The sequence below is a fragment of the Komagataeibacter xylinus genome (assembly GCF_009834365.1).
Lineage (GTDB): Bacteria > Pseudomonadota > Alphaproteobacteria > Acetobacterales > Acetobacteraceae > Komagataeibacter > Komagataeibacter xylinus_D.
In genome coordinates this window covers 2,114,375-2,135,092 of the sequence record NZ_CP041348.1, presented here as the reverse complement: position 1 = coordinate 2,135,092, position 20,718 = coordinate 2,114,375, and the positions used below count along the sequence as shown (strand labels likewise).

At 63.5% G+C, this 20,718-nt stretch carries 18 protein-coding genes; 5 read left to right on the top strand and 13 right to left on the bottom strand.

Annotated features, from left to right (window positions below):
- Positions 1–56 precede the first annotated feature (56 nt).
- The 4 genes from FMA36_RS10155 to FMA36_RS10140 form a co-directional block, all read right to left on the bottom strand.
- Positions 57–1,331 carry a DNA adenine methylase gene (locus tag FMA36_RS10155; RefSeq protein ID WP_159262202.1) on the bottom strand — a complete coding sequence of 425 codons (1,275 nt, stop codon included), beginning with the start codon at positions 1,329–1,331 and terminating at the stop codon, positions 57–59.
- A gap of 22 nt (positions 1,332–1,353) precedes the next feature.
- Positions 1,354–2,457, bottom strand: a complete 1,104-nt coding sequence (locus FMA36_RS10150) for a site-specific DNA-methyltransferase (protein ID WP_159262201.1) — start codon at positions 2,455–2,457, stop codon at positions 1,354–1,356.
- A gap of 7 nt (positions 2,458–2,464) precedes the next feature.
- On the bottom strand, positions 2,465–3,118 hold the full coding sequence (locus tag FMA36_RS10145) for a ribonuclease HII (protein WP_159262200.1): 654 nt from the start codon (positions 3,116–3,118) through the stop codon (positions 2,465–2,467).
- 156 nt (positions 3,119–3,274) lie between these two features.
- Entirely contained in the window at positions 3,275–3,577 is a 303-nt protein-coding gene (locus tag FMA36_RS10140; protein ID WP_159263844.1) for a CsbD family protein, read from the bottom strand.
- A 178-nt stretch (positions 3,578–3,755) separates the two neighbouring features.
- Between FMA36_RS10140 and FMA36_RS10135 the strand changes: the two genes are divergently transcribed.
- From FMA36_RS10135 to FMA36_RS10115, 5 genes are all read left to right on the top strand, one after another.
- Positions 3,756–5,144 (top strand): MFS transporter, encoded by a 1,389-nt coding sequence (locus tag FMA36_RS10135; RefSeq protein ID WP_159262199.1) that lies wholly within the window; start codon positions 3,756–3,758, stop codon positions 5,142–5,144.
- Between the two features lie 181 nt (positions 5,145–5,325).
- Positions 5,326–6,549 carry an efflux RND transporter periplasmic adaptor subunit gene (locus tag FMA36_RS10130; RefSeq protein ID WP_159262198.1) on the top strand — a complete coding sequence of 408 codons (1,224 nt, stop codon included), beginning with the start codon at positions 5,326–5,328 and terminating at the stop codon, positions 6,547–6,549.
- A 63-nt stretch (positions 6,550–6,612) separates the two neighbouring features.
- Positions 6,613–9,789: an efflux RND transporter permease subunit gene (locus FMA36_RS10125; RefSeq protein ID WP_159262197.1), complete on the top strand. Its 3,177-nt coding sequence runs from the start codon at positions 6,613–6,615 to the stop codon at positions 9,787–9,789.
- Positions 9,786–13,085 (top strand): efflux RND transporter permease subunit, encoded by a 3,300-nt coding sequence (locus FMA36_RS10120; protein ID WP_159262196.1) that lies wholly within the window; start codon positions 9,786–9,788, stop codon positions 13,083–13,085. Before FMA36_RS10125 ends, FMA36_RS10120 begins: the two co-directional genes overlap by 4 nt.
- A gap of 5 nt (positions 13,086–13,090) precedes the next feature.
- Positions 13,091–14,659 carry an efflux transporter outer membrane subunit gene (locus FMA36_RS10115; protein WP_159262195.1) on the top strand — a complete coding sequence of 523 codons (1,569 nt, stop codon included), beginning with the start codon at positions 13,091–13,093 and terminating at the stop codon, positions 14,657–14,659.
- A 63-nt stretch (positions 14,660–14,722) separates the two neighbouring features.
- On the opposite strand, the gene FMA36_RS10110 is transcribed toward FMA36_RS10115, so the two are convergent.
- The 9 genes from FMA36_RS10110 to rpsM all read right to left on the bottom strand — a co-directional run bounded on the left by FMA36_RS10110 (position 14,723) and on the right by rpsM (position 20,659).
- Positions 14,723–14,899 carry a DUF1328 domain-containing protein gene (locus FMA36_RS10110; protein WP_159262194.1) on the bottom strand — a complete coding sequence of 59 codons (177 nt, stop codon included), beginning with the start codon at positions 14,897–14,899 and terminating at the stop codon, positions 14,723–14,725.
- A 61-nt stretch (positions 14,900–14,960) separates the two neighbouring features.
- Positions 14,961–15,221, bottom strand: a complete 261-nt coding sequence (locus FMA36_RS10105) for a hypothetical protein (RefSeq protein ID WP_078524547.1) — start codon at positions 15,219–15,221, stop codon at positions 14,961–14,963.
- A gap of 99 nt (positions 15,222–15,320) precedes the next feature.
- On the bottom strand, positions 15,321–16,136 hold the full coding sequence (locus tag FMA36_RS10100; protein ID WP_408885614.1) for an ABC transporter ATP-binding protein: 816 nt from the start codon (positions 16,134–16,136) through the stop codon (positions 15,321–15,323).
- Between the two features lie 5 nt (positions 16,137–16,141).
- Positions 16,142–16,906 carry an ABC transporter permease gene (locus tag FMA36_RS10095; RefSeq protein WP_159262192.1) on the bottom strand — a complete coding sequence of 255 codons (765 nt, stop codon included), beginning with the start codon at positions 16,904–16,906 and terminating at the stop codon, positions 16,142–16,144.
- Positions 16,903–17,946, bottom strand: coding sequence for an ABC transporter substrate-binding protein (locus FMA36_RS10090; protein WP_159262191.1), 1,044 nt, complete (start codon positions 17,944–17,946; stop codon positions 16,903–16,905). The genes FMA36_RS10095 and FMA36_RS10090 overlap by 4 nt, the downstream gene beginning before the upstream one ends.
- Positions 17,947–18,211: 265 nt before the next feature.
- Complete coding sequence (gene rplQ / locus FMA36_RS10085; RefSeq protein WP_061271359.1) at positions 18,212–18,637, bottom strand: 50S ribosomal protein L17; 426 nt, start codon at positions 18,635–18,637, stop codon at positions 18,212–18,214.
- A gap of 33 nt (positions 18,638–18,670) precedes the next feature.
- The gene (locus tag FMA36_RS10080) at positions 18,671–19,690 is read right to left on the bottom strand and encodes a DNA-directed RNA polymerase subunit alpha (RefSeq protein ID WP_007399646.1); all 1,020 of its coding nucleotides are present in this window, start codon (positions 19,688–19,690) and stop codon (positions 18,671–18,673) included.
- Positions 19,691–19,811: 121 nt separating this feature from the next.
- Positions 19,812–20,204, bottom strand: a complete 393-nt coding sequence (rpsK, locus tag FMA36_RS10075; RefSeq protein WP_003621069.1) for a 30S ribosomal protein S11 — start codon at positions 20,202–20,204, stop codon at positions 19,812–19,814.
- A 77-nt stretch (positions 20,205–20,281) separates the two neighbouring features.
- Positions 20,282–20,659 carry a 30S ribosomal protein S13 gene (rpsM, locus tag FMA36_RS10070; RefSeq protein ID WP_061271361.1) on the bottom strand — a complete coding sequence of 126 codons (378 nt, stop codon included), beginning with the start codon at positions 20,657–20,659 and terminating at the stop codon, positions 20,282–20,284.
- Positions 20,660–20,718 lie beyond the last annotated feature (59 nt).

Here is a 20,718-nt window from a genome sequence, read left to right as displayed (position 1 = left end):
GTCACGGCAGCCCTTCCGAAGCTTTGTGAAAAGAGCTTCACCAAAACCTTCTTTATTCAGGGTGCCTTGTTCAGGCTGGCCTCAAGGGTCATGATCTCGTGCCAGATCTCATCGGCCGTGCGCTGCGGCGGGCGATGGGTATTGGTCAGCACGACGAATTCCAGCGTCATGGGGCGGGCGGAATAGCGCTGGCGGCTGACGCGGTAGCGCTTGTAGGGGCGGGTAAAGACCTGCACCGCCCCGCGCTCGCAATTGGCCCGCAGCATGTCTTTCAGCGCAATGAAGCCATCGGTACTGTAGCTCGTGGCGATCCACCGCGTATCGAGCACTGATAGCAGGTGCCGGTAGGCCGCAAGCGCCTGCCTGCGGTGGTTGTAGGGGCTGCGCCGCTCGGTGCGCCAGTCCTGGCGTATGGCCGACTTGTCGCGCCCGGTAATCTTGGGGGCAACGGGCGGGCTGTCCCACAGGGCAATGGTGTTGAGCACGTGGTAATTGGCGCCGTAGGGGTGCTGGTTGTAGGGCGGATCGATATAGGCGATGGCCGCCTCCCCCACCTCTCCTGCCAGGTTGGCAGCCAGGGCGTGGGCATCCATGCGCAGCACCCTGTGCTCATGCCCGTTATCAATAAAACTCGCCGGGCGCAGCGTCAGGTCAGCCGCAATGCGATACAACGCGGTGCCCGTGCGCCCGCCCCAGCCACGGTGAAACCCCTTGAACAGCCCGCTGGTATTGCTGTTGTAACTGGCGCTGTACAGCAGCGGTGCCAGCAGGCAGGCTTTCTGTCCTGCATCCAGCAGGCCGTCATGCTCCCACCGGGCGATCTGGGCGCGGATGGCGTCGATGCGCATGCCGTTCTTGCGCATGTAGAACATCCGGTCGCGCGTGGTATCGTAATGCACGTCATCATCGGGGCACAGATGGCGGGTGATCCAGCCCTCAAGCGGCGGCAGGGCGTTGAGTTCCGCCATGACCTGCGCGTAATCGCGCCCGCCATGAAAGACCGGCGCGCGAGACTGGGCCACATAACACCGATTGATCTGCTCGCTATAGGGCTCCCAGTCATTGCACAACACGCGAAAGCCAAGCCGCTTGGCCAGCCTTGAGACCACGCCGGTGCCGGCAAACAGGTCGATGAAGTCGGTACGCTGCGGCGCCTCGCCCGTGGCCGCGATGGCCTGCGCTATCAGGCCGAGCAGCTTGCGCTTGTTGCCGATATAGGGAATGAGCTGGCTGAACAGGTAATCCCCGGTCAATAGCGCCGAATGGCGGTTCGGGCTCCATTCCATGCCAGACGGGCCATATGGTCCGTCTGGATCGGGGCGCCGGTTCATGCCACCCTGCCTTCCCCCGCCATCAGGACGCGACGGCTGCCTGCTCCGCCCGGATCTCGCTGCGCAGCGTATCGAGTTGCACCAGTTCGCCTTCGTGCTCGAAATACCAGAATGTCCAGCCATTACACGAGGGCGCGTTGGTCAGCGTTGCCCCCATCTTGTGAATGGAGCCCCGGTGCCGCCCGCTGACCAGCGTGCCATCGGGCGAGACGGTGGCGCGCACCCGCTTCTGCCGATCCATGAGCACGGTGCCCGCAGGCACCATGCCACGCTCGACCAGCACGCCAAAGGGCACGCGCGGGCTTTCACGCCGGGCAGGCGTGGTCAGCACGCTGTCCAGCGGCACGGGTTTTTCGCGGCGGGCGCGGCCAATCGCGGCCTCGGCATAATCGGGGTGGCGCTCGATGCCGATAAAGCGGCGGCGCAGCCTGCGCGCCATGGCCGTGGTGGTACCGGTGCCGGTAAAGGGGTCGAGCACCACGTCATCCACATTGGTCGAGGCCACGAGCACGCGGTGCAGCAGGCTTTCGGGCTTCTGGGTGGGGTGCAGTTTAAGGCCATGTTCGTTACGCAGCCGCTCGCCGCCGGTGCATAGCGGCAGGTACCAGTCCGAGCGCATCTGCACATCGTCATTGAGTGCCTTCATGGCCTGGTAGTTGAAGCGGTAGCGGCTGTCCGGCCCCCGCGCCGCCCAGATCAGCGTTTCATGCGCGTTGGTGAAGCGCCGCCCACGGAAGTTGGGCATGGGGTTGGACTTGCGCCAGATCACGTCATTGAGGATCCAGAACCCCAGATCCTGCAGGATCGCCCCGATGCGGAAGATGTTGTGATACGATCCGATGACCCAGATCGTGCCATCCTTGCGCAGCACGCGCCGCGCCTCGGTCAGCCAGGCGCGGGTGAACTCGTCATAGGCCCGCAGGTCGGCAAATTTGTCCCAGTCGTCATCCACGCCATCGACCACACTGTCATCCGGGCGGCGCAGTTCGCCCTTGAGCTGGAGGTTGTATGGCGGATCGGCGAACACGCAGTCGATCGACCCCGTGGGCAGGGTCTGCATCATCTCGACACAGTCGCCACGCAACACCTGGTCAAGGGGCAATTCCATCATTACCGCACCGCTCATGAATTGTTCAGCATGATGGCTGCTCCGCGCTTGAATGTAAGGAAGAAGGACCGGAAGCCTGCATGATGCGGCGCACCGTGCCGAACGCTGCCCGATGATGGGGGCTGACACCGTGGGCCATCAGGCCCGCGCGGTGGATGGGGGTGCCGTAACCGGCATTGCGCTCCCAGCCATAGGCGGGCCAGCGCTGGGCCAGCCGCTCCATGGCCCGGTCGCGCACGACCTTGGCTACGACCGATGCCGCGGCAATGGACAGGCTGACCGCATCGCCACCCACGACGCATTGCGCCGGGCACCCGAAATCGGGCGCGGCGTTACCATCAACCAGAACCAGTTCGGGCCATTGCGGCAGGCGGCCGACCGCACGCTGCATGGCGATCCATGACGCGCGCAGGATGTTGTGCTGTTCGATTTCGGCCACGGAGGCCGCCCCCACCCCGATCAGGACGTCGGGGGTGGCGTGCAGCGTATCGTAAAGCTGCTGCCGGACCTTTGGCCTGAGCTTTTTTGAATCATCAAGCGTGTCGGCCAGATTGCCCGGCACGCCCGAGAGGAACATGACCGCCGCTGCCACGACCGGACCCGCAAGCGGGCCGCGACCGACTTCATCGACACCGGCGACCCGTCCCCCATGGGCATGCTCAAGCGTGTAATCCGGCATCCAGTCCTTCCCGTCATGGTGCGAATCGGGGTTCAGGCCCGATTCGCACCAGATTCATGTTCTGGAAGGATGGAAACCATTTTTATGCACGGTTGTGCAAGATGCTGTGGACTCATCGAGTCCCTTAAAATGAAAAAAAAACGACTCGACCCGTGATCAGCCCTTGCGGCGGGGGATGAAAATCAGCCCCATGATGGTGCCGAGCACCGCCGCGATACCGAGGGAAAACAGCGGGCGTTCGCGCACGAAGGTCACGGCGCGCTCAAGCTTGCCTTCGCCTTCATCATAAAGATCGGCAAATTCCTGCCGCGCCATGCCCGAAAGCTGGTCAACCTTGCCTTCGGCCTGCATGCCCAGATTGCCCGTAAGGCCGCCGGCGGCGTCCTTCAGGCGGCCAATGCCTTCATCAACCATGCCTTCGCCCTTGGTCTCGATGTTTTTTGCCTTGTCTTCCGACATCATTCACACTCCGTAATATCGCTGCTCTGTAGCGTGAACCCATAACGCCGCGATGGCGCTTGCAGTTCCGTACTCCATACTATCATGCATGATGATGCCGCCCTTGACGACAACCCAGACCAAACAGCCTGCGCCCGCTTCCCACCCGCCTGCTCTTTCGCCCAGGCGCAAAAGGCTCATGGCGATGATCGTATCGAGCCTGATGATGATGGAACAGATCGATGGCACGGCGCTGACCACGGCGCTGCCTGCCATGGCAACGGACTTCCATGTCGATATTCCCCAGACCAGCATCACGCTTACGGTCTACATGCTGGGGCTTGCGGCCCTGATCCCGGCCTCGGGCCGCATTGCCGAGCGGTTTGGCAACCGGGTCACGCTGTGCTGGGCCATCATTGTGTTCCTTGGCGGCTCGCTGCTTGGCGGGCTTGCGCCCAACCTGCCCGTGCTGGCGCTCGCACGGCTGGTGCAGGGGCTGGGCGGGGCGATGATGGTGCCGGTGGGCCGGCTCGTGATCCTGCAGAACGTGCCCAAGTCGGAGCTGATGTCGGCCATGGCGTGGGTCATGCTCACCGCCACCATCGGCCCCATGGTTGGCCCCGTGCTGGGCGGCGTGCTGACCTCGCTGCTGTCGTGGCGATGGGTCTTCTACATCAACATACCGCTCGGGCTTCTGGCCATCGGGTTGATCGGGCGGTTCATTCCGCAGGTACGCGTGTCCCATCCCCCACCGTTTGACCTCAAGGGCAACGTGTGGTGCGCGCTGGGGCTGGCGGGGCTGATCTTCGGGCTGGAACTGCTGACCCATTCCGGCACGGCCCGCATCGTGGCCTGCGCGCTGCTTGTCCTGCCGCTGGTATGCAGCGTGGCTTATATCCGCCACGCGGGCCGGGTGACGCACCCGTTGCTTGACCTGTCGCTGCTGCGGGTGAACACCTTTCGCATCTCGGTCATTGCGGGTGCCTGCACGCGCATCGCCACCGGGAGCATCATCTTTCTCGTGCCCTCCATGCTCCAGACCCGCTTTGGCGCGAGCGCCGTGCAGAGCGGGCTGATCACCTTCATCGCCCCCATAGGCGCGCTGGCCATGCGCTTTGCAGCACCCCGGCTGTACCGCGCCCGGGGCTACCGTGCCGTCATGTGCGCGAGCAGCCTGAGCGTGCCAGGCGTGTGCCTGCTGCTGGCGCTGTACAACCCTGCCATGGGCACGGTTGCGCTGCTCGCGCTGCTGGCCGGGCATGGCGTGGGGCAGACCACGGTCTATACCGGCTACAACACCATCGCCTATGCCGACATGCCGCCCGCGCGCATGGGGGCGGCGACAAGCCTGTATTCAACCATCCAGCAGGTCATGCTCACTCTGGGCATATGCTTTTCGGCAGGCGTGCTGACCTCCGCGCGGCTGGTGCTCCCGCCATCGCTGCAGATACAGGACTACCGCCTGACCTTTATCCTGTGCGGCCTTGTCGCCATGATCGCGCTGCCCGTGCTGCTACGGCTTTCACCCAATGCAGGAGCGGCAGTGAGTGGTCATGACCACACCGCCGCACAAAAGAACCGGCCATGAAACATGGGAAGGTTTTGGCCCTTCCACCCGCCGCACAGGATGTTACATTCCCTAACTTATTCCATTCACGCGCCATGTTAATACTGGGGCGCTCCCCGGTTCGACCTTACGCTTTTTTCATAACGGCCCGGTTATTCACACTGGCCCCCATCCGACAGCAAACAGGCAGAAACCCGACCGCATGGATACAACGCCCCCCCCGCCCCGCGCCGCCGCCACACCCACACCTACGCCCCCGACCGACCGGCCGCGCCGTGGGCGGCGCATGCTCTACCTGGCGGGCGGGGCGCTGGCGGTGGTCCTTGCGGTCGCTTTCCTGCGCCCCCATGCCAGCACCAGCAAGAAGCACGCCGCAAGCGGCGACCAGCCCGTGGCGGTCACCGCCGTAAGCCGGGGCGACATGCCCGTGGTGCTGACGGAGCTGGGCACGGTGGTGCCCATCACCAACGTTACGGTGCAGTCACGCATTGATGGCTACCTGATGCAGGTGCTCTTTACCGAGGGGCAGCATGTGCACAAGGGCGACCTGCTGGCCCTGATCGATACCCGCCCCTATGAGGTGCTGCTGGCGCAGTACGAAGGCCAGCTGGCGCAGGATGTGGCCCAGCTCAAGGCCGCCCAGGTGGATAACGCCCGCTACCAGCGCCTGATCCAGCAGAACAGCGTTGCCGCCATGACGGCCAAGGACCAGCAGTACAAGGTCGAGCAGCTCGAAGGCACGGTGAAAGCCGACCAGGCGCTCGTCGATAACGAGAAGCTCCAGATCACCTACTGCCATATCCTGGCCCCCGTTGACGGGCGCGTGGGCATCCGTGAAGTGGACATGGGCAACTACATCACCGCAGGCCAGACCAATGGCCTCGTGATCCTGACACAGATGCAGCCGATCTCGGTCATCTTCACCCTGCCCGAAAACGATATCGGCCCCGTGGCCACCCGCCTGCGCGAAGGCACGCCGCTCGAGGTCGATGCATGGGACAGCGCCAACCTCAACAAGATCGCGGCCGGCCAGGCCAGCGTGCTCGACAGCCAGATCGATACCTCGACCGGCACGGTGCGCATGCGCGCGATCTTCCCCAACACGCAGGAAGAGCTTTTCCCCAACCAGTTCGTCAACGCCCGCATGCTGGTCAGCACCGACCATGATGCCCTGCTCGTGCCCACCAATGCCCTGCAGAATGGCCCCAACGGCCAGTTCGTTTACGTTGTGAAGGCGGACAGCACGGTGGAAGTACGCAACGTCAAGACCGGCCATGCCAACAACACCATGACCGTGGTGAGTGATGGCGTGAAGGAAGGCGAGCGCGTGGTGACCGATGGCGTGGACCACCTGCGTGATGGCGTAAAGGTCAGCATTCCCCAGGCCACCGACAGCACCACTGCCCCGCAGAAGGGCAAGGAGTAGGGTGCGCGCCCGCCTGCCCGCCCCCCTGCCTGACCTGCCCTGCGCGTTGCCGGAGATTGCCGCGTGAATCCCTCCCGCCTTTTCATACACCGTCCGGTCGCGACCACGCTGCTCATGCTGGCCATCCTGCTGGCGGGGCTGCTGGGCTATCACTTCCTGCCCGTATCGGCCCTGCCGGAGGTGGAATACCCCACCATCACGGTGCAGACCTTCTACCCCGGCGCCAGCCCCGATGTAATGGCCACCTCCGTCACCGCCCCGCTTGAAACACAACTGGGCGAGATGTCGGGGCTGGAGCAGATGACATCGCGCTCATCGGGCGGCTCATCGGTCATTACCCTGCGCTTTGGCCTGACCATGACCATGGACATTGCCGAGCAGGAAGTGCAGGCCGCGATCAACCAGGCCAATTCCCTGCTGCCAACCGACCTGCCCGCGCCCCCGGTCTATGCCAAGGTCAACCCCGCCGATACGCCGGTCGTGACCCTTGGCATCTCGTCAAAGACCATGCCGCTGACGGAGGTGGAGGATTACGTCGATACCCGCCTGGCCGAGAAGATCAGCCAGATCTCGGGCGTGGGGCTGGTGACGCTTTCGGGCGGCAACCGCAAGGCGCTGCGGGTGCGCGTCAACATCCCCAAGCTGACCTCGTTCGGCATCGATCTTGATACGCTGCGCACCACCATTGGCAATGTGAACATCAACTCTCCCACCGGCACGTTCGATGGCCCCAAGCGCGCGACCACGCTGCGCATTGATGGCCAGATCACCGGGGTGCAGCAGTTGCTTGACCAGGTCATCGCCTACCAGAACAACGGCCCCGTGCGCATCCGCGACGTAGCCAGCGTAGTGATCGGCCCCGAAAACACGGAGCTTGCCGCCTGGGCCAACCGCACGCCAGCCCTGGTCATGAACGTGCAGCGCCAGCCGGGTGCCAACGTGATTGCGGTGGTGGACAACATCAAATACGCCCTGCCCCGCCTGCAGGAGGCGCTGCCGCCGGGCATCACCATCACGCCGCTGACCGACCGGACCACGACCATCCGCGCCTCGGTGGAGGATGTGGAGTTCGAACTTGGCCTGGCACTGGTGCTGGTTGTGGGCGTGATCTTCGTGTTCCTGCGCAACGTGCCCGCAACGCTGATCCCCAGCCTGTCGGTGCCGCTGTCGCTGGTGGGCACACTGGCGGTGATGTACCTGTTCGGCTTCTCGCTCGACAACCTCTCGCTCATGTCGCTCACCATCGCCACGGGCTTCGTGGTGGATGACGCCATCGTCATGATCGAGAACATCGCCCGCTATATCGAGATGGGCGACACACGCATGCAGGCGGCGCTGAAGGGCGCGGGCGAGATTGGGTTCACCATCATCTCGCTGACCGTATCGCTGATCGCGGTGCTGATCCCGCTCCTGTTCATGGGGGATGTGGTGGGCCGCCTGTTCCATGAATTCGCCATGACGCTGGCGGTCACCATCATTCTCTCCGCCGTGGTCTCGCTCACGCTGGTGCCCATGATGTGCGCCCGCCTTTTGCATGAACACGACACCAAGCATGCCGAGCCCGCGTGGTCGGCCGCCATCGAGCGCTGGACGGTAGCCACGATCGAGGGCTATGGCCGCGCGCTCGATGTGGTGCTGCGCCACCGCAGGCTCACGCTGGGCGTGTTTGGCGCAACGCTGATGCTGACCGGCGTGCTGGCGGTGATCATTCCCAAGGGGTTCTTCCCCGTGCAGGATACGGGCGTGATCCAGGGCATATCGGTCATGGCGCAGTCCACCTCGTTTACCGCCATGAAGCGCCACCAGCAGGAACTCGCCGACCGGATTTTGCATGATGAGGACGTAGCCAGCCTGTCCTCCTTCGTGGGGGTGGACGGGCAGAACGTCACTCTCAATCAGGGGCGCTTCCTCATCAACCTCAAGCCGGTGGACAAGCGCTCCTCCACCGCGCAGCAGGTCGCGACCCGCCTGCGCGCGGAAACCGCCGACATACCCGGGGCTGAACTGTACGTGCAGCCGGTGCAGGACCTCTCGCTCGATACCTCGGTCGCCGCCACGCAGTACCAGTTCCTGCTCGAAAACCCCGACTACAGCCAGTTCACCACCTGGGTGCCGAAATTCATTGCCCGGCTGCAGCAGGAAAAGGCGCTGTCCGACGTGACATCGGACCTGCAGGCATCGGGGCTTGTGGCGCATGTCGATCTCGACCGCACCACAGGCGCGCGCTACTCGATTACGCCGCAGACCATCGACAACGTGCTGTATGACAGTTTTGGCCAGCGCCAGATCTCGACCATCTTCACCCAGTCCAACCAGTACCGCGTGATCCTTGAGGCCACCCCCACCTTCCAGCAGGACATGGGCTCGCTGAGCCAGATCTACCTGCCGGGCATCAGCGGCAATGCGGGCGAGAGCACCTCGGGCCCCACCCGCTCGCCCACCTCGGGGCTGGTGCCGCTCTCCTCTGTCACCACGGTCACGCAGGATACCGCGCCGCTGCTGATCACGCATGTGGGGCAGTTCCCGGCCACGACCGTCTCGTTCAACGTCAGGCCCGGTTATGCGCTGGGCGATGCGACGGATGCGATCGAACGCGCGGCGAAGGACATCCACCTGCCCTCAAGCTTCCAGACCTCGTTCCAGGGCACGGCGGCCGCCTTCCGCAGTTCGCTGTCAAACGAGGCGTGGCTGGTGCTGGCGGCGCTGGTTGCGGTGTATATCGTGCTGGGCATTCTGTATGAAAGCTTTGTCCATCCCATCACCATTCTCTCCACCCTGCCCTCGGCTGGCATCGGCGCGCTGCTGGCGCTGTGGCTGACGGGGTCGGGACTGGATGTGATGGGCATCATCGGGCTGGTGCTGCTGATCGGCATTGTCAAGAAAAACGCCATCATGATGATCGACTTCGCGCTTGAGGCCGAGCGGGTGGAGGGCATGAGCCCGATCCATTCCATCCGCCATGCCGCCCTGCTGCGCTTCCGCCCCATCCTCATGACCACGCTGGCCGCCATGCTGGGTGCCGTGCCGATGATGCTGGGCACCGGCACCGGCTCGGAACTGCGCCGCCCGCTGGGCATCGCCATCGTGGGCGGGCTTGCGGTGAGCCAGCTGCTCACGCTGTTCACCACCCCGGTCATCTACCTGCTCATGGACGGGATCAGCCAGAAGCTCGGCCGCCGCTTTGGCACAACGGATGCAGCCAAACCTGACGGCCAGCCCGGCCCGCAGGCTTCTGCATGAACCCGCTTGCCATCTTCGTGCGCAGGCCGGTCGCCACCGTATTGCTGACGGTGGCGCTGATCCTGGGCGGCGTTATCGGCTATACCACCCTGCCGGTGGCGGACATGCCCAATGTGGACTTTCCGGTCATACAGGTGCAGGCGCAGCAGGCTGGTGGCTCGCCCGAGGAAATTGCAAGCTCGGTGGCCGCCCCGCTCGAGCGGCATCTCGGCGCCATTGCCGACCTGACGGAAATGACTTCGCAGTCATCGGCCAATCAGGCGCGGATCACGCTACAGTTCTCACTTGACCGCGACATCAACGGCGCCGCGCGCGACGTGGAGGCGGCGTTGCAGGCCGCCCATGCCGACCTGCCCTCCTCGCTGCGGCAGAACCCGAGCTACTTCAAGGCCAACCCCAACGGCGCGCCGGTCATGATCCTGGCGCTGACCTCACGCACGCGCACGCCGCCGCAGCTTTATGACCTGGCCTCGAACGTGCTGCAGCAGCACCTTTCGCAGATTCAGGGCGTAGGCCAGGTCGAGATCGGCGGCAGCTCGCTGCCCGCCGTGCGGGTGGAGATGAACCCGCTGGCGCTGTACAAATTCGGCATCGGGTTTGAAGATATCCGCGCAGCCCTCGCCTCGGCCAACGCGCATACGCCCAAGGGCTTCATCGACCAGGGCGACAGCCGCTTCGTGCTGTCCACCAATGATCAGGCGCATAACGCCCAGGCCTATCGCGACCTGATCGTGGCCTACCATGACAGCCGCCCCGTGCGGCTCGAGGACGTGGCCTACGTGCATGACAGCGTGGAGGACGTGCGCAACGCGGGCTATGTGGATGGCAAGTCCGGCGTGCTGGCCATCATCTTCGCGCAGGCCGGGGCCAACATCATCAACACCAACGACCAGATCCGCGCGCAACTGCCCATGCTGCGCGCGGCCCTGCCCGCGGATGTGGATCTTGGCAACTTCATGGACCGCTCCACCACCATCCGCGCCGCCCTGGCCGATACGCAGTTCACGCTGGTGCTGTCGGTGGTGCTCGTCGTGCTGGTGGTGCTTTTGTTCCTGCGCTCGCCGCGCATCACCGTCATCCCCGCCATTGTCGTGCCCACATCCATCATCACCACCTTCGGCGCAATGAAGCTGATGGGGTATTCGATCGACAACCTCTCGCTCATGGCGCTGACCATTTCCACCGGCTTCGTGGTGGATGACGCCATCGTGGTGGTGGAGAACATCAGCCGCCACATGGAGGCGGGCATGGACCGGCTGCAGGCCACACTTCTCGGCACGCGCGAGGTGGCGTTTACGGTGCTGTCGATCACGGTGTCGCTGATTGCGGTGTTCCTGCCCATCCTTCTGCTCAGCGGAGTGGCGGGGCGTCTGTTCCATGAATTTGCCATGACGATGTCGCTCACCATCGTCATCTCCATGGTGCTGTCGCTCTCGCTCACCCCCATGATGACCTCGCGCCTGCTCAGGCAGTATGAAAAACCCACCACAGGCAAGGGCATGTTCGGGCGAGTCGGCCTGTGGCTGGAAGCCGGGCTGAACGCTGCCCAGCAGGGTTATGCCCACTCGCTGGAATGGGCGATCACGCACCGGCGCATCACCATCCTGTCGCTGCCCGTCACCATTGCCATCATGGTGGGGCTGTTCATCAAGATGCCCAAGAGCCTGTTCCCTGAATCGGATACCGGCATGCTGATGGGCCACCTGATGGGCGATCAGTCGATTTCGTTCCAGGCCATGCAGGCGCAGGTGCATACCGTGCAGTCCGCCATCATGGCGGACCGGGACGTGGCGCATGTCATGGGCTTCATGGGCGGGCGCGGCAGCTCCAACCAGGCCAACATGTTCGTAACCCTCAAGGACAAATCGGAGCGTAACGATACACCCGCCCAGACCATCGCCCGCATCTCGCGCCGGCTGCGCAACATGGTGGGGGCAACATTCTATGCCTCGGCTCCGGGCCAGCTACGCATTGGCGGGCGGCAGAGCAATGCGGCCTACCAGTATTCGCTGCATTCCGATTCCTCGAAGGATCTGTACAAATGGACGCCGCTGCTCGTCTCGGCGTTGCAGAAACATCATGAGCTGTCCGATATTTCATCGGATGTGCTCCAGGGCGGCTCGGCGCTTGACGTACAGATCGACCGCGACACGGCAAGCCGCCTCAACATCACGCCGCAACTTGTATCGAACACGCTATACGATGCGTATGGCCAGCGCTCGGCCTCGGTCATCTATAACGCGCTGAACCAGTACCGCGTGGTGATGGAGATCGAGCCCCGCTTCTGGGCGGACCCGACCACGCTCAAGCAGGTCTGGGTCAGTGTTGCGGGCGGCACGGCGGGTGGTGGCACGCAGTCCAACACCATCCGTGTCAAGACCGATACTGGCACCACCGCCTCGCAGCTCAGTGCCCAGTCCTTCCGCAACCAGGTTGCCAACAAGCTTGCGGGGGGCAACAGCGCCTCGACCGGGTCGGCGGTTTCCACCAGTTCGGAATCCATGGTACCGCTCACGCTGGTCTCCACCCTCAAGCCCACCAAGACCGCGCTCAGCATCAATCATGACGGGCAGACGGTCTCGAGCACGGTCTCGTTCAACCTGAGCAATGGCGTCTCGCTCAGCCAGGCCGTGCAGATCATCAATGAGGAAATGGTGCGCCTGCACATGCCCGATAACATACAGGGCGCGTTTGCAGGCAATGCCGCGCAGTTCCAGAAATCGGTCAATAACGAGCCGCTGCTGATCCTGGCGGCGCTGGCGGCGGTGTACATGGTGCTGGGCATTCTGTATGAAAGCTACGTGCACCCGCTAACCATTCTCTCCACCCTGCCCTCCGCCGGGGTAGGGGCGCTGCTGGCGCTGCAGGTGTTTGGCGAGGCGTTCTCGCTGATTGCCATGATCGGGGTGATCCTTCTGATCGGCATCGTGAAGAAGAACGCCATCATGCTGGTCGATTTCGCCATCACCGCCGAGCGCGATGAAGGCCATACTGCGCTCGAGGCCATCCGCACCGCCTGCCTGCTGCGCTTCCGCCCGATCATGATGACCACGTTTGCCGCAGCCCTGGGCGCGCTGCCACTCATCTTCGGGCATGGATATGGCTCGGAACTGCGCCGCCCGCTGGGCATCGCCATCGTGGGGGGGCTGCTCGTCAGCCAGGCGCTCACGCTTTATACCACGCCGGTTGTCTATCTCTATCTCGACCATATGGGGGTAGCCTGCCGCGACCTTTTCAACCGGCTGTATGGACGGCTGTCCCGACGCCATCGTCTTTCCCACCAGCAGGATTCCTGAACCGGATGACACGTCCCTCGCCATCCCCCATCCATGCCAGCCACGCGCCTGTCCGCCGCATGCGCCGCGCAGGGCGCCTTGCCTGGGCCATCGTGCCGCTCGCGGCGCTGAGCGGGTGCATGATCGGGCCGAAATACCATCGCCCCGCCGCCATCGTCTCGGCCCACTTCAAGGAATTGCGGCCCGAACCCGGTTGGGAAACCGCCAACCCCAAGCTTGCGGAACTGCCCAAGCATGACTGGTGGACAATCTATAACGACCCCGTGCTGAACGCGCTGGAGGCGCAGGTTGCGATCTCCAACCAGAACGTGAAGCAGTACGAGGCCAATTACCGTAACGCGCGCGCCATGATCGACAGCGTGCGCGCCCAGCTTTTCCCCACCATCAGCGGCAGCCTTGGCTTCAACCGCGCGGGGCATGGGGCGGGGTCGCTTTCGTCCACCGGCAGCAATTACGCCAAGGAAGGTTCGACCTACAACACCTATGATATCGGCCCCAGCGCCAGCTGGGATCTCGACATCTGGGGCAAGATCCGCCGGCAGGTGCAAGAACAGGTGACAGCAGCGCAGGCAAGTGCGGCCGACCTTGCCAATGCCACGCTGTCCTATCAGGCGCAGTTGGCCACGGCCTATTTCAACCTGCGCTATCAGGACAGCCTGACCGACCTCTTGCGGCGCTATGTCCACTTCAATGAACAGGCACTGCAGATTACCCAGAACCAGTTCGAGGCGGGCACGGCAGACCCCACCGCCGTGCTGCAGGCCCGCACCACGCTGGAGCAGAACCGGGCCTCGCTGGTGCAGGCAGGCATCAACCGCGCGCAGTATGAGCACGCCATTGCCGTGCTGGTGGGCAAGCCGCCTGCCGATGTCACGATCGCCCCGGCTGAACTGTCGCGCACCGTGCCGCCTATTCCGGTCAGCGTGCCGGCCGACCTGCTGCAACGCCGCCCCGACATTGCCGCCGCCGAGCGCACGATGGAGGAATACAACGCCATGATCGGTGCCGACATGGCGGCCTTCTTCCCCGACATCACCATCAATGCCAGCTATTCACAAAGTGGCGGCGACCCGGTGACCTCGCTGATGCAGGCCATGAACCGGGTGTGGTCGCTCGGCGCCTCGGCCACCGAAGTGCTGTTTGAAGGTGGCTCGCGCACGGCCGCCGTGCATGAGGCCAACGCCCAGTATGACAGCGCGGTGGCCACCTACCGCCAGACCGTGCTGACGGCGCTGCAGAATACGGAAGATCAGCTCTCTAACCTGCGCATTCTGGCCGAGCAGGGCGCCCAGCAGCAGAAGGCACTCGACCTGGCCAACCGCACGGTCGAGGTCTCGCTCAACCAGTACCAGGCCGGAACCGCGATCTATACCACCGTCATCACCAACGAGAATTCGGCCCTGAGCGATGCCGAGACGCTGCTTGGCATCCAGCAGCAGCGCATGGTCGACAGCGTGAGCCTGGTGCAGGCGCTTGGCGGCGGGTGGGACACTTCCCGCCTGCCCAGCAAGCACTCGCTGCAGAAGGACAACCCGCTCCTGCCCGCCTTCATCCAGAAGGACACCAACCAGTAAGCATGAAAAAACCCCCTGCGCCACGTGCCGCAGGGGGTTTTTGCAATAGAGCCGGGCAGGTTGCTACCGGAATAATGTATTGGCCGAGAACAGCACCAGCAGCACCACGACCACGAAGCAGATAATGGCGATGAAAAACAGGATCTTCGCCATCCCTGCCGAAACGGCGGAAATGCCACTGAAGCCGAACACGCCGGCCACCAGCGAGACAATAAGAAAAAACAGCGCCAGTTTCAGCATGGCTTATTTCCTTGCAAATCAGTCATGCCACATTCAACGCGGCAGCACTGCATATGTTGCCTCAACCGCGCCTGCGGCGCAGGAACGCGGTTACGATAAAGCCCAGAAAGGATGCGCCGAGCAGCGCCACGAGCGGACGGTCGGCGGTCACGTCGCGCAGGCTGTCGCAGATCTCGCCCATGCCCTGCTGTGCGGCACCTCCCGCACCCTGCATGCGGGCTGACAGCGGCATGCCGGAATCACCGACAAAACCATCCAGCCCATCCTGAAGGCGGCCAATGCCTTCCTCGAGATGCGCTTCAAGATTGGGGGGATTTGTCATGTTCTGTCTTCCCTATGCTTGCCAGGGGCACAGGCCCGACCGCCCTGCCCCCATGCCTTCATGCCCACCTGCGCCAGGCAGGGTGAGTGCCGAGACTTATCATATCTCCGATGCCTGCCAATAGGCCGCATCCGCGCCGGGGTCGGCTTCACCGGCGATGAGCCGCTTCATCCGCCCGGCCATGGCGCGCATGGCAGCACTCTCGTGCTCGCGCGGGCGCGGCCCCACCATGAAGTCACCCTTCACGCCTGCCGGGTGACCCTGCAGGATGATGATCCGGTCAGCCAGCAGCAGGGCCTCGTCAAGGTCATGGGTCACGAACAGCACCGTGCCCTGCCTGCGGGCATGAATGTCGAGCAGTTCGCGCTGCAGGCTGGCACGTGTAATGGCATCGAGCGCGCCAAAGGGCTCATCCATCAGCAGCAGGTCAGGCTCCACCGTCAGCGCGCGCGCAACTCCCACGCGCTGACGTTGCCCGCCCGAAAGCTGGCGTGGCCAGCGCTGCGCCCGGTCGGCCAGTCCCACCAGTTCAAGAGCGGCCATGGCGCGGGCCTGCCGCTCGGCACGGTTCAGCCCCAGCCCCTCAAGCCCGAGTGCCACATTGCGCCGCACGCTGCGCCACGGCATGAGCTTGGCATCCTGAAACACCATGGCCGCGGGCCGGTGCGCCTGTACCGGGCGCGATTGCAGCGTCACCTGCCCCTCGCTGGGCGGCACAAGCCCCATGATGACGCGCAGCAGCGTGGACTTACCCACGCCCGAGGGGCCGAGCAGCGCCACGAACTCGCCTGAGCGGATTTCAAGATCGACATGGCGCAGGATGAAACTGCGCCCGTGGTCGTGTGACAGGCCGATATTCTCCAGCCGCACCACAACGTCCGCGGCACTGGCGGGATCTGTCTCGCGTATTGGCATCGTATTCATCCCTGCCAGCCCAGCAGCCTGCGCCGCACCAGCATGAACAGCATGTCAGTCACCGCATAGAGCAGCGCCATGGTGAGCATGTAGACCACCACCAGATCGGTTGCGAGCAGGCTTGAAGCCTGCATCATCCGCGCACCGATGCCCGGCACACCAAACAGTTCCGCCGCCACGACCGACATCCAGGCCTGCCCGATGCCCGTGCGCAGCCCATCGAGCACGCCGGGGCTTGCGGCAGGCAGCACCACCGTGCGCAACCGCGCCCAGAAGCCGCCATGGCCGAATGCGGCAGCCACCTCATACAGGTCCGGGTCAATCGCGCGCACCGCGCCGTAGGCTGCGTAGAAATTGATCCAGAATACCGAGATGGCGATGATGAACGTGGCCCCTGCCGTGTTCAGCCCGAACCACAATATGGCGAATGGCACCCAGGCCAGGCCCGGAATGGGGCGCAACACGCGCACGATGCCCGACAGCAGGCCATCAAGCACCGGCAGCGCCCCGCACAGCAACCCCACCAGCGTGCCCGTGACCGAGCCTGCCACGAGGCCTGTCAGGTAATGGGTCAGGCTGTCGCGGATGGCCTGCACCCATGCCCCGCTGCGCACCTCATCCAGCCATGCCGGGCCGAGGCTGGAGGGCGCTGGCAGGAAGCCGGACTGTATCCATCCCCCGCGCACGGCCACTTCCCATACGCCAAACAGCAAAACCAGCCCCGCCAGCCCGAGGCCAGGGCGCAGCAGGCGGGCGCGAGCCTGCCTCATGGCCGGGCCTGCCGGTAGGTTTCAAGATCGAACAGGTCAGCCACCGGCTCCGCCTTGCGCAGCAGGCCACTTTCAACCTCGAAATCCTGCAATTTGCCCACGGCCTCCACGATCTGCCCGGGATCGGACACATAGCCCCCTGCGGAGGCCTTCAGCGCCTCGACGATGATCGCCTTGGGCAGCATGCCGCCCCCAAGCGCCTGCTGCACGTAAGGCGCGGCCTGCTCGGGGTCTGTCGCCAGAAGCTGCGTGGCCTTGACGAAAGCGCTGACAAACGCAGTTTTCCACGCGGCCCGGTCAGGCGCGTTTTCATTGACGATGGCCAGCACCGATCCCGGCTGGCCGGGCATGAGGTCATGACCCGAGGCCAGCACCCGTGTTGCGGGCAGGCGATGGCGGATGATGGTCAGCGCAGGCTCACGCAGGATGGCACCATCCACCGCGCCTGCCAGAAAGGCTTGCTGGGCAGCATCAATATCGATACCCACAATATCGGCCACCTGCGCCGGGTCGAGCCCATTGGCCGCCTTCAACCAGTAGCGCAGCAGCGTATCAGGCACCGAGCCAAGGGGCTGGGCGGCAATCTTGGGCTTGTGGCCATCCTTGGCGGTAAAATCAGCCAGGCGCTGGCGCAGGGCATCGGGGGCCAGCGTGGCAGGCTGCTCGGGCAGGCCCGCTGCCAGATCCCCGCGTGCGACGACCTCTAGCTCCTCCGTCGCAGCACTGGCCACAACCTTGACATCCGCTCCATGCGCGCGGGCCTGCAACAGCGGCAGCACGCCGGCCACATAGGCATCAATCTTGCCCGATATCAGCGCCTGTATGGCCTGTGGCCCCGACTGGAAACGCACGAGCTGCAAATCCACGCCCGCGTCATGCCCCCAGTTCGTGCCCTGCATGACAAAAAGCGGTGCCGAACCGATTACCGGAATATAGCCCACCCGCACGGAGGCCGCCTGCACCGTGCCGCACAGCATCATCACGCTGGCCACGGCATAAAGCCCGCACCGTAACAAATGCCCCCAAACCCTTGCTGCCATGTCTTACGCCCTATCGTGCCGCGCAGGCGAAATCCTGCCGGTAAGAGATTTTTTAAAAACACCTGATTGATAAAAGGTGCCGCATGCCGCCTGTTTGCAAAGCGGGCGACAGTCTCCAAAGCTTTATAAACAGAGACCAAGTGTATTAAACAATAATATACGCAATTCTGCCTGTATATCTATATAACGATAGAAACGATCAATTAAGCCCGAGGCACAAAAAAACCCGGCATAAAGCCGGGTTTTCTTGAAGGAACAGTGTTCCTCAGGCTGCCAGGTTTTCTTCCGTGGCGGCCTCGGGGCGCGGACCGCTGTCCTGGCCCTTGGCTGACACATCGCGGTCAACCAGTTCGATCACAGCCATGTCGGCTGCATCGCCATGGCGCATGCCCGCACGCAGCACACGGGTGTAACCACCCGAACGCGCCTTGTAGCGGTCAGCCACGGCAGCAAACAGCTTGGACACGATCTTGTCGTCACGCAGCTGGGCGAAAGCCTGGCGGCGGGCATGCAGATCGCCGCGCTTGCCAAGGGTGATCAGCTTTTCCACAACCGGGCGGAGTTCCTTCGCCTTGGGCAGCGTGGTGGTGATCTGTTCGTGCTTGATCAGGGCGACAGCCATGTTGCGAAACATGGCCTGTCGATGGGACGAGGTAACGCCGAGCTTACGGCCGGCAACACCGTGACGCATGATGTAATTTCCTGTTTTATCCGGTTCGGAGGATCAGAACGGCTCGTCGAGCCTCTTGGCCAGATCTTCGATATTTTCCGGCGGCCATGCCGGGACATTCATACCCAGTGAAAGCCCCATGGCGGTCAGGACTTCCTTGATCTCGTTGAGCGACTTGCGACCGAAGTTCGGGGTGCGCAGCATCTCCTGCTCGGTCTTCTGAACCAGATCACCGATATAGACGATGTTGTCGTTCTTCAGGCAGTTGGCGCTACGGACCGACAGCTCAAGCTCATCAACCTTGCGCAGCAGGTTGCGGTTGAACGGCAGGTCATCCTGCGGCTCTTCCGTACGCACCGTGCGCGGCTCATCGAAGTTGATGAACAGCTGGAGCTGATCCTGCAGGATACGCGCGGCCAGGGCCACGGCATCTTCCGGTGTCACCGCGCCGTTGGTTTCCACCGTCAGCAGCAGGCGGTCATAATCGGTGACCTGACCCACGCGGGTCTGCTCCACCTTGTACGACACGCGACGGACCGGGGAGTAGATGGCATCAACCGGGATCAGGCCAATCGGCGCATCTTCCGGGCGGTTGGCCGCTGCCGGAACATAGCCCTTGCCCATGTTCACGGTGAACTCCATCCCGAACTTCACCCCTTCATCAAGGGTGCAGATCACGAGATCGGGGTTCATGACTTCAATGTCATGGCCGGTCTGGATCTGGCCGGCACGCACTTCGCCGGGGCCCGTGGCCGTCAGCACCATGCGCTTGGGGCCTTCGCCATGCATCCGCAGCGCGAGCTGCTTGATGTTCAGGACAATGTCGGTCACGTCTTCACGAACACCCGCCACCGACGAGAATTCATGCAGCACGCCGTCAATCTGGATTGCCGTAACCGCAGCCCCCTGCAGGGACGACAGCAGAACCCGACGGATCGCGTTACCCAGCGTCATGCCGAAGCCGCGTTCCAGCGGCTCGGCTACGACGGTAGCAATGCGTGAAGGTTCCGCCCCCGGTTCGACTTCCAGTTTTTCCGGCTTGATCAGGGATTGCCAGTTTTTCTGGAGGACCAAGGTAATGGCCTTTCAAGACTGATCTGCCACCCGAGAGTGGCAGATGGTACCCTGTGGCAGGGTACCGGAATGACAATCTTCCCCCGCATGCAGGGGAAATACGACTAAGGCAGACGGCGTATCAGACGCGACGGCGCTTGCGGGGACGGCAGCCGTTATGCGGCACCGGCGTCATGTCACGGATGGCCGTGATCGAGAAGCCGACAGCCTGCAGCGCGCGCAGGGCGCTCTCACGCCCCGAACCCGGACCGGAAACCTCGATCTCCAGCGTTTCCATGCCGTGCTCGCGGGCCTTGCGGCCTGCATCTTCAGCAGCAACCTGCGCCGCATACGGCGTGGACTTGCGCGAGCCCTTGAAACCCTGGGCACCAGCGGAAGACCAGGCAATTGCATTGCCCTGCGCATCCGAGATGGTGATCATGGTGTTGTTGAAGGTGGACAGCACATGCGCCACACCGGAGATGATGTTTTTCCGCTCTTTCTTACGAATACGCGGAGCCGCAGCTTTCGCCATAATTTTCTCGATCCTGTCAGTTCAAACGGTGCACAGAACCCGCAGGCTCCATGCACTCATACCAGGCAATCCGCTGATTAGCGGGTCGCCTTCTTCTTGCCCGCAATAGCCACGGCCTTACCCTTGCGGGTACGGGCGTTGGTATGAGTCCGCTGACCATGGACAGGCAGGCCACGACGGTGGCGCAGGCCACGGTAGCAGCCGAGGTCCATCAGGCGCTTGATGTTCATCGCCACTTCACGGCGAAGGTCACCTTCAACGCGGTAATCGCTGTCGATCAGTTCACGGATCTTGCCGATCTCGTCGTCAGACAGTTCGTTGACGCGCCGCTCAGCCGGGATTTCCAGCTTGTCGCAGATCGCCTGGGCCTTGGTGGCCCCGATACCATAGATATAACGAAGGCCAATTGTGACCCGCTTGTTGCTAGGGATGTTCACGCCGGCAATACGTGCCACGCCACTTACTCCTCGTCCGCCCCTGATTCAGGGCACTAACTATCAGGCAGGGCTGCGTC

Excerpts from the sequence above, each read along its gene's own strand:
- FMA36_RS10155 (WP_159262202.1), bottom strand. The coding sequence starts at position 1,331 with ATGAACCGGCGCCCCGATCCAGACGGACCATATGGCCCGTCTGGCATG.
- FMA36_RS10150 (WP_159262201.1), bottom strand. The coding sequence starts at position 2,457 with ATGAGCGGTGCGGTAATGATGGAATTGCCCCTTGACCAGGTGTTGCGT.
- FMA36_RS10145 (WP_159262200.1), bottom strand. The coding sequence starts at position 3,118 with ATGCCGGATTACACGCTTGAGCATGCCCATGGGGGACGGGTCGCCGGT.
- FMA36_RS10140 (WP_159263844.1), bottom strand. The coding sequence starts at position 3,577 with ATGTCGGAAGACAAGGCAAAAAACATCGAGACCAAGGGCGAAGGCATG.
- FMA36_RS10135 (WP_159262199.1), top strand. The coding sequence starts at position 3,756 with ATGGCGATGATCGTATCGAGCCTGATGATGATGGAACAGATCGATGGC.
- FMA36_RS10130 (WP_159262198.1), top strand. The coding sequence starts at position 5,326 with ATGGATACAACGCCCCCCCCGCCCCGCGCCGCCGCCACACCCACACCT.
- FMA36_RS10120 (WP_159262196.1), top strand. The coding sequence starts at position 9,786 with ATGAACCCGCTTGCCATCTTCGTGCGCAGGCCGGTCGCCACCGTATTG.
- FMA36_RS10115 (WP_159262195.1), top strand. The coding sequence starts at position 13,091 with ATGACACGTCCCTCGCCATCCCCCATCCATGCCAGCCACGCGCCTGTC.
- FMA36_RS10110 (WP_159262194.1), bottom strand. The coding sequence starts at position 14,899 with ATGCTGAAACTGGCGCTGTTTTTTCTTATTGTCTCGCTGGTGGCCGGC.
- FMA36_RS10105 (WP_078524547.1), bottom strand. The coding sequence starts at position 15,221 with ATGACAAATCCCCCCAATCTTGAAGCGCATCTCGAGGAAGGCATTGGC.
- FMA36_RS10100 (WP_408885614.1), bottom strand. The coding sequence starts at position 16,136 with ATGCCAATACGCGAGACAGATCCCGCCAGTGCCGCGGACGTTGTGGTG.
- FMA36_RS10095 (WP_159262192.1), bottom strand. The coding sequence starts at position 16,906 with ATGAGGCAGGCTCGCGCCCGCCTGCTGCGCCCTGGCCTCGGGCTGGCG.
- FMA36_RS10090 (WP_159262191.1), bottom strand. The coding sequence starts at position 17,946 with ATGGCAGCAAGGGTTTGGGGGCATTTGTTACGGTGCGGGCTTTATGCC.
- rplQ (WP_061271359.1), bottom strand. The coding sequence starts at position 18,637 with ATGCGTCACGGTGTTGCCGGCCGTAAGCTCGGCGTTACCTCGTCCCAT.
- rpsK (WP_003621069.1), bottom strand. The coding sequence starts at position 20,204 with ATGGCGAAAGCTGCGGCTCCGCGTATTCGTAAGAAAGAGCGGAAAAAC.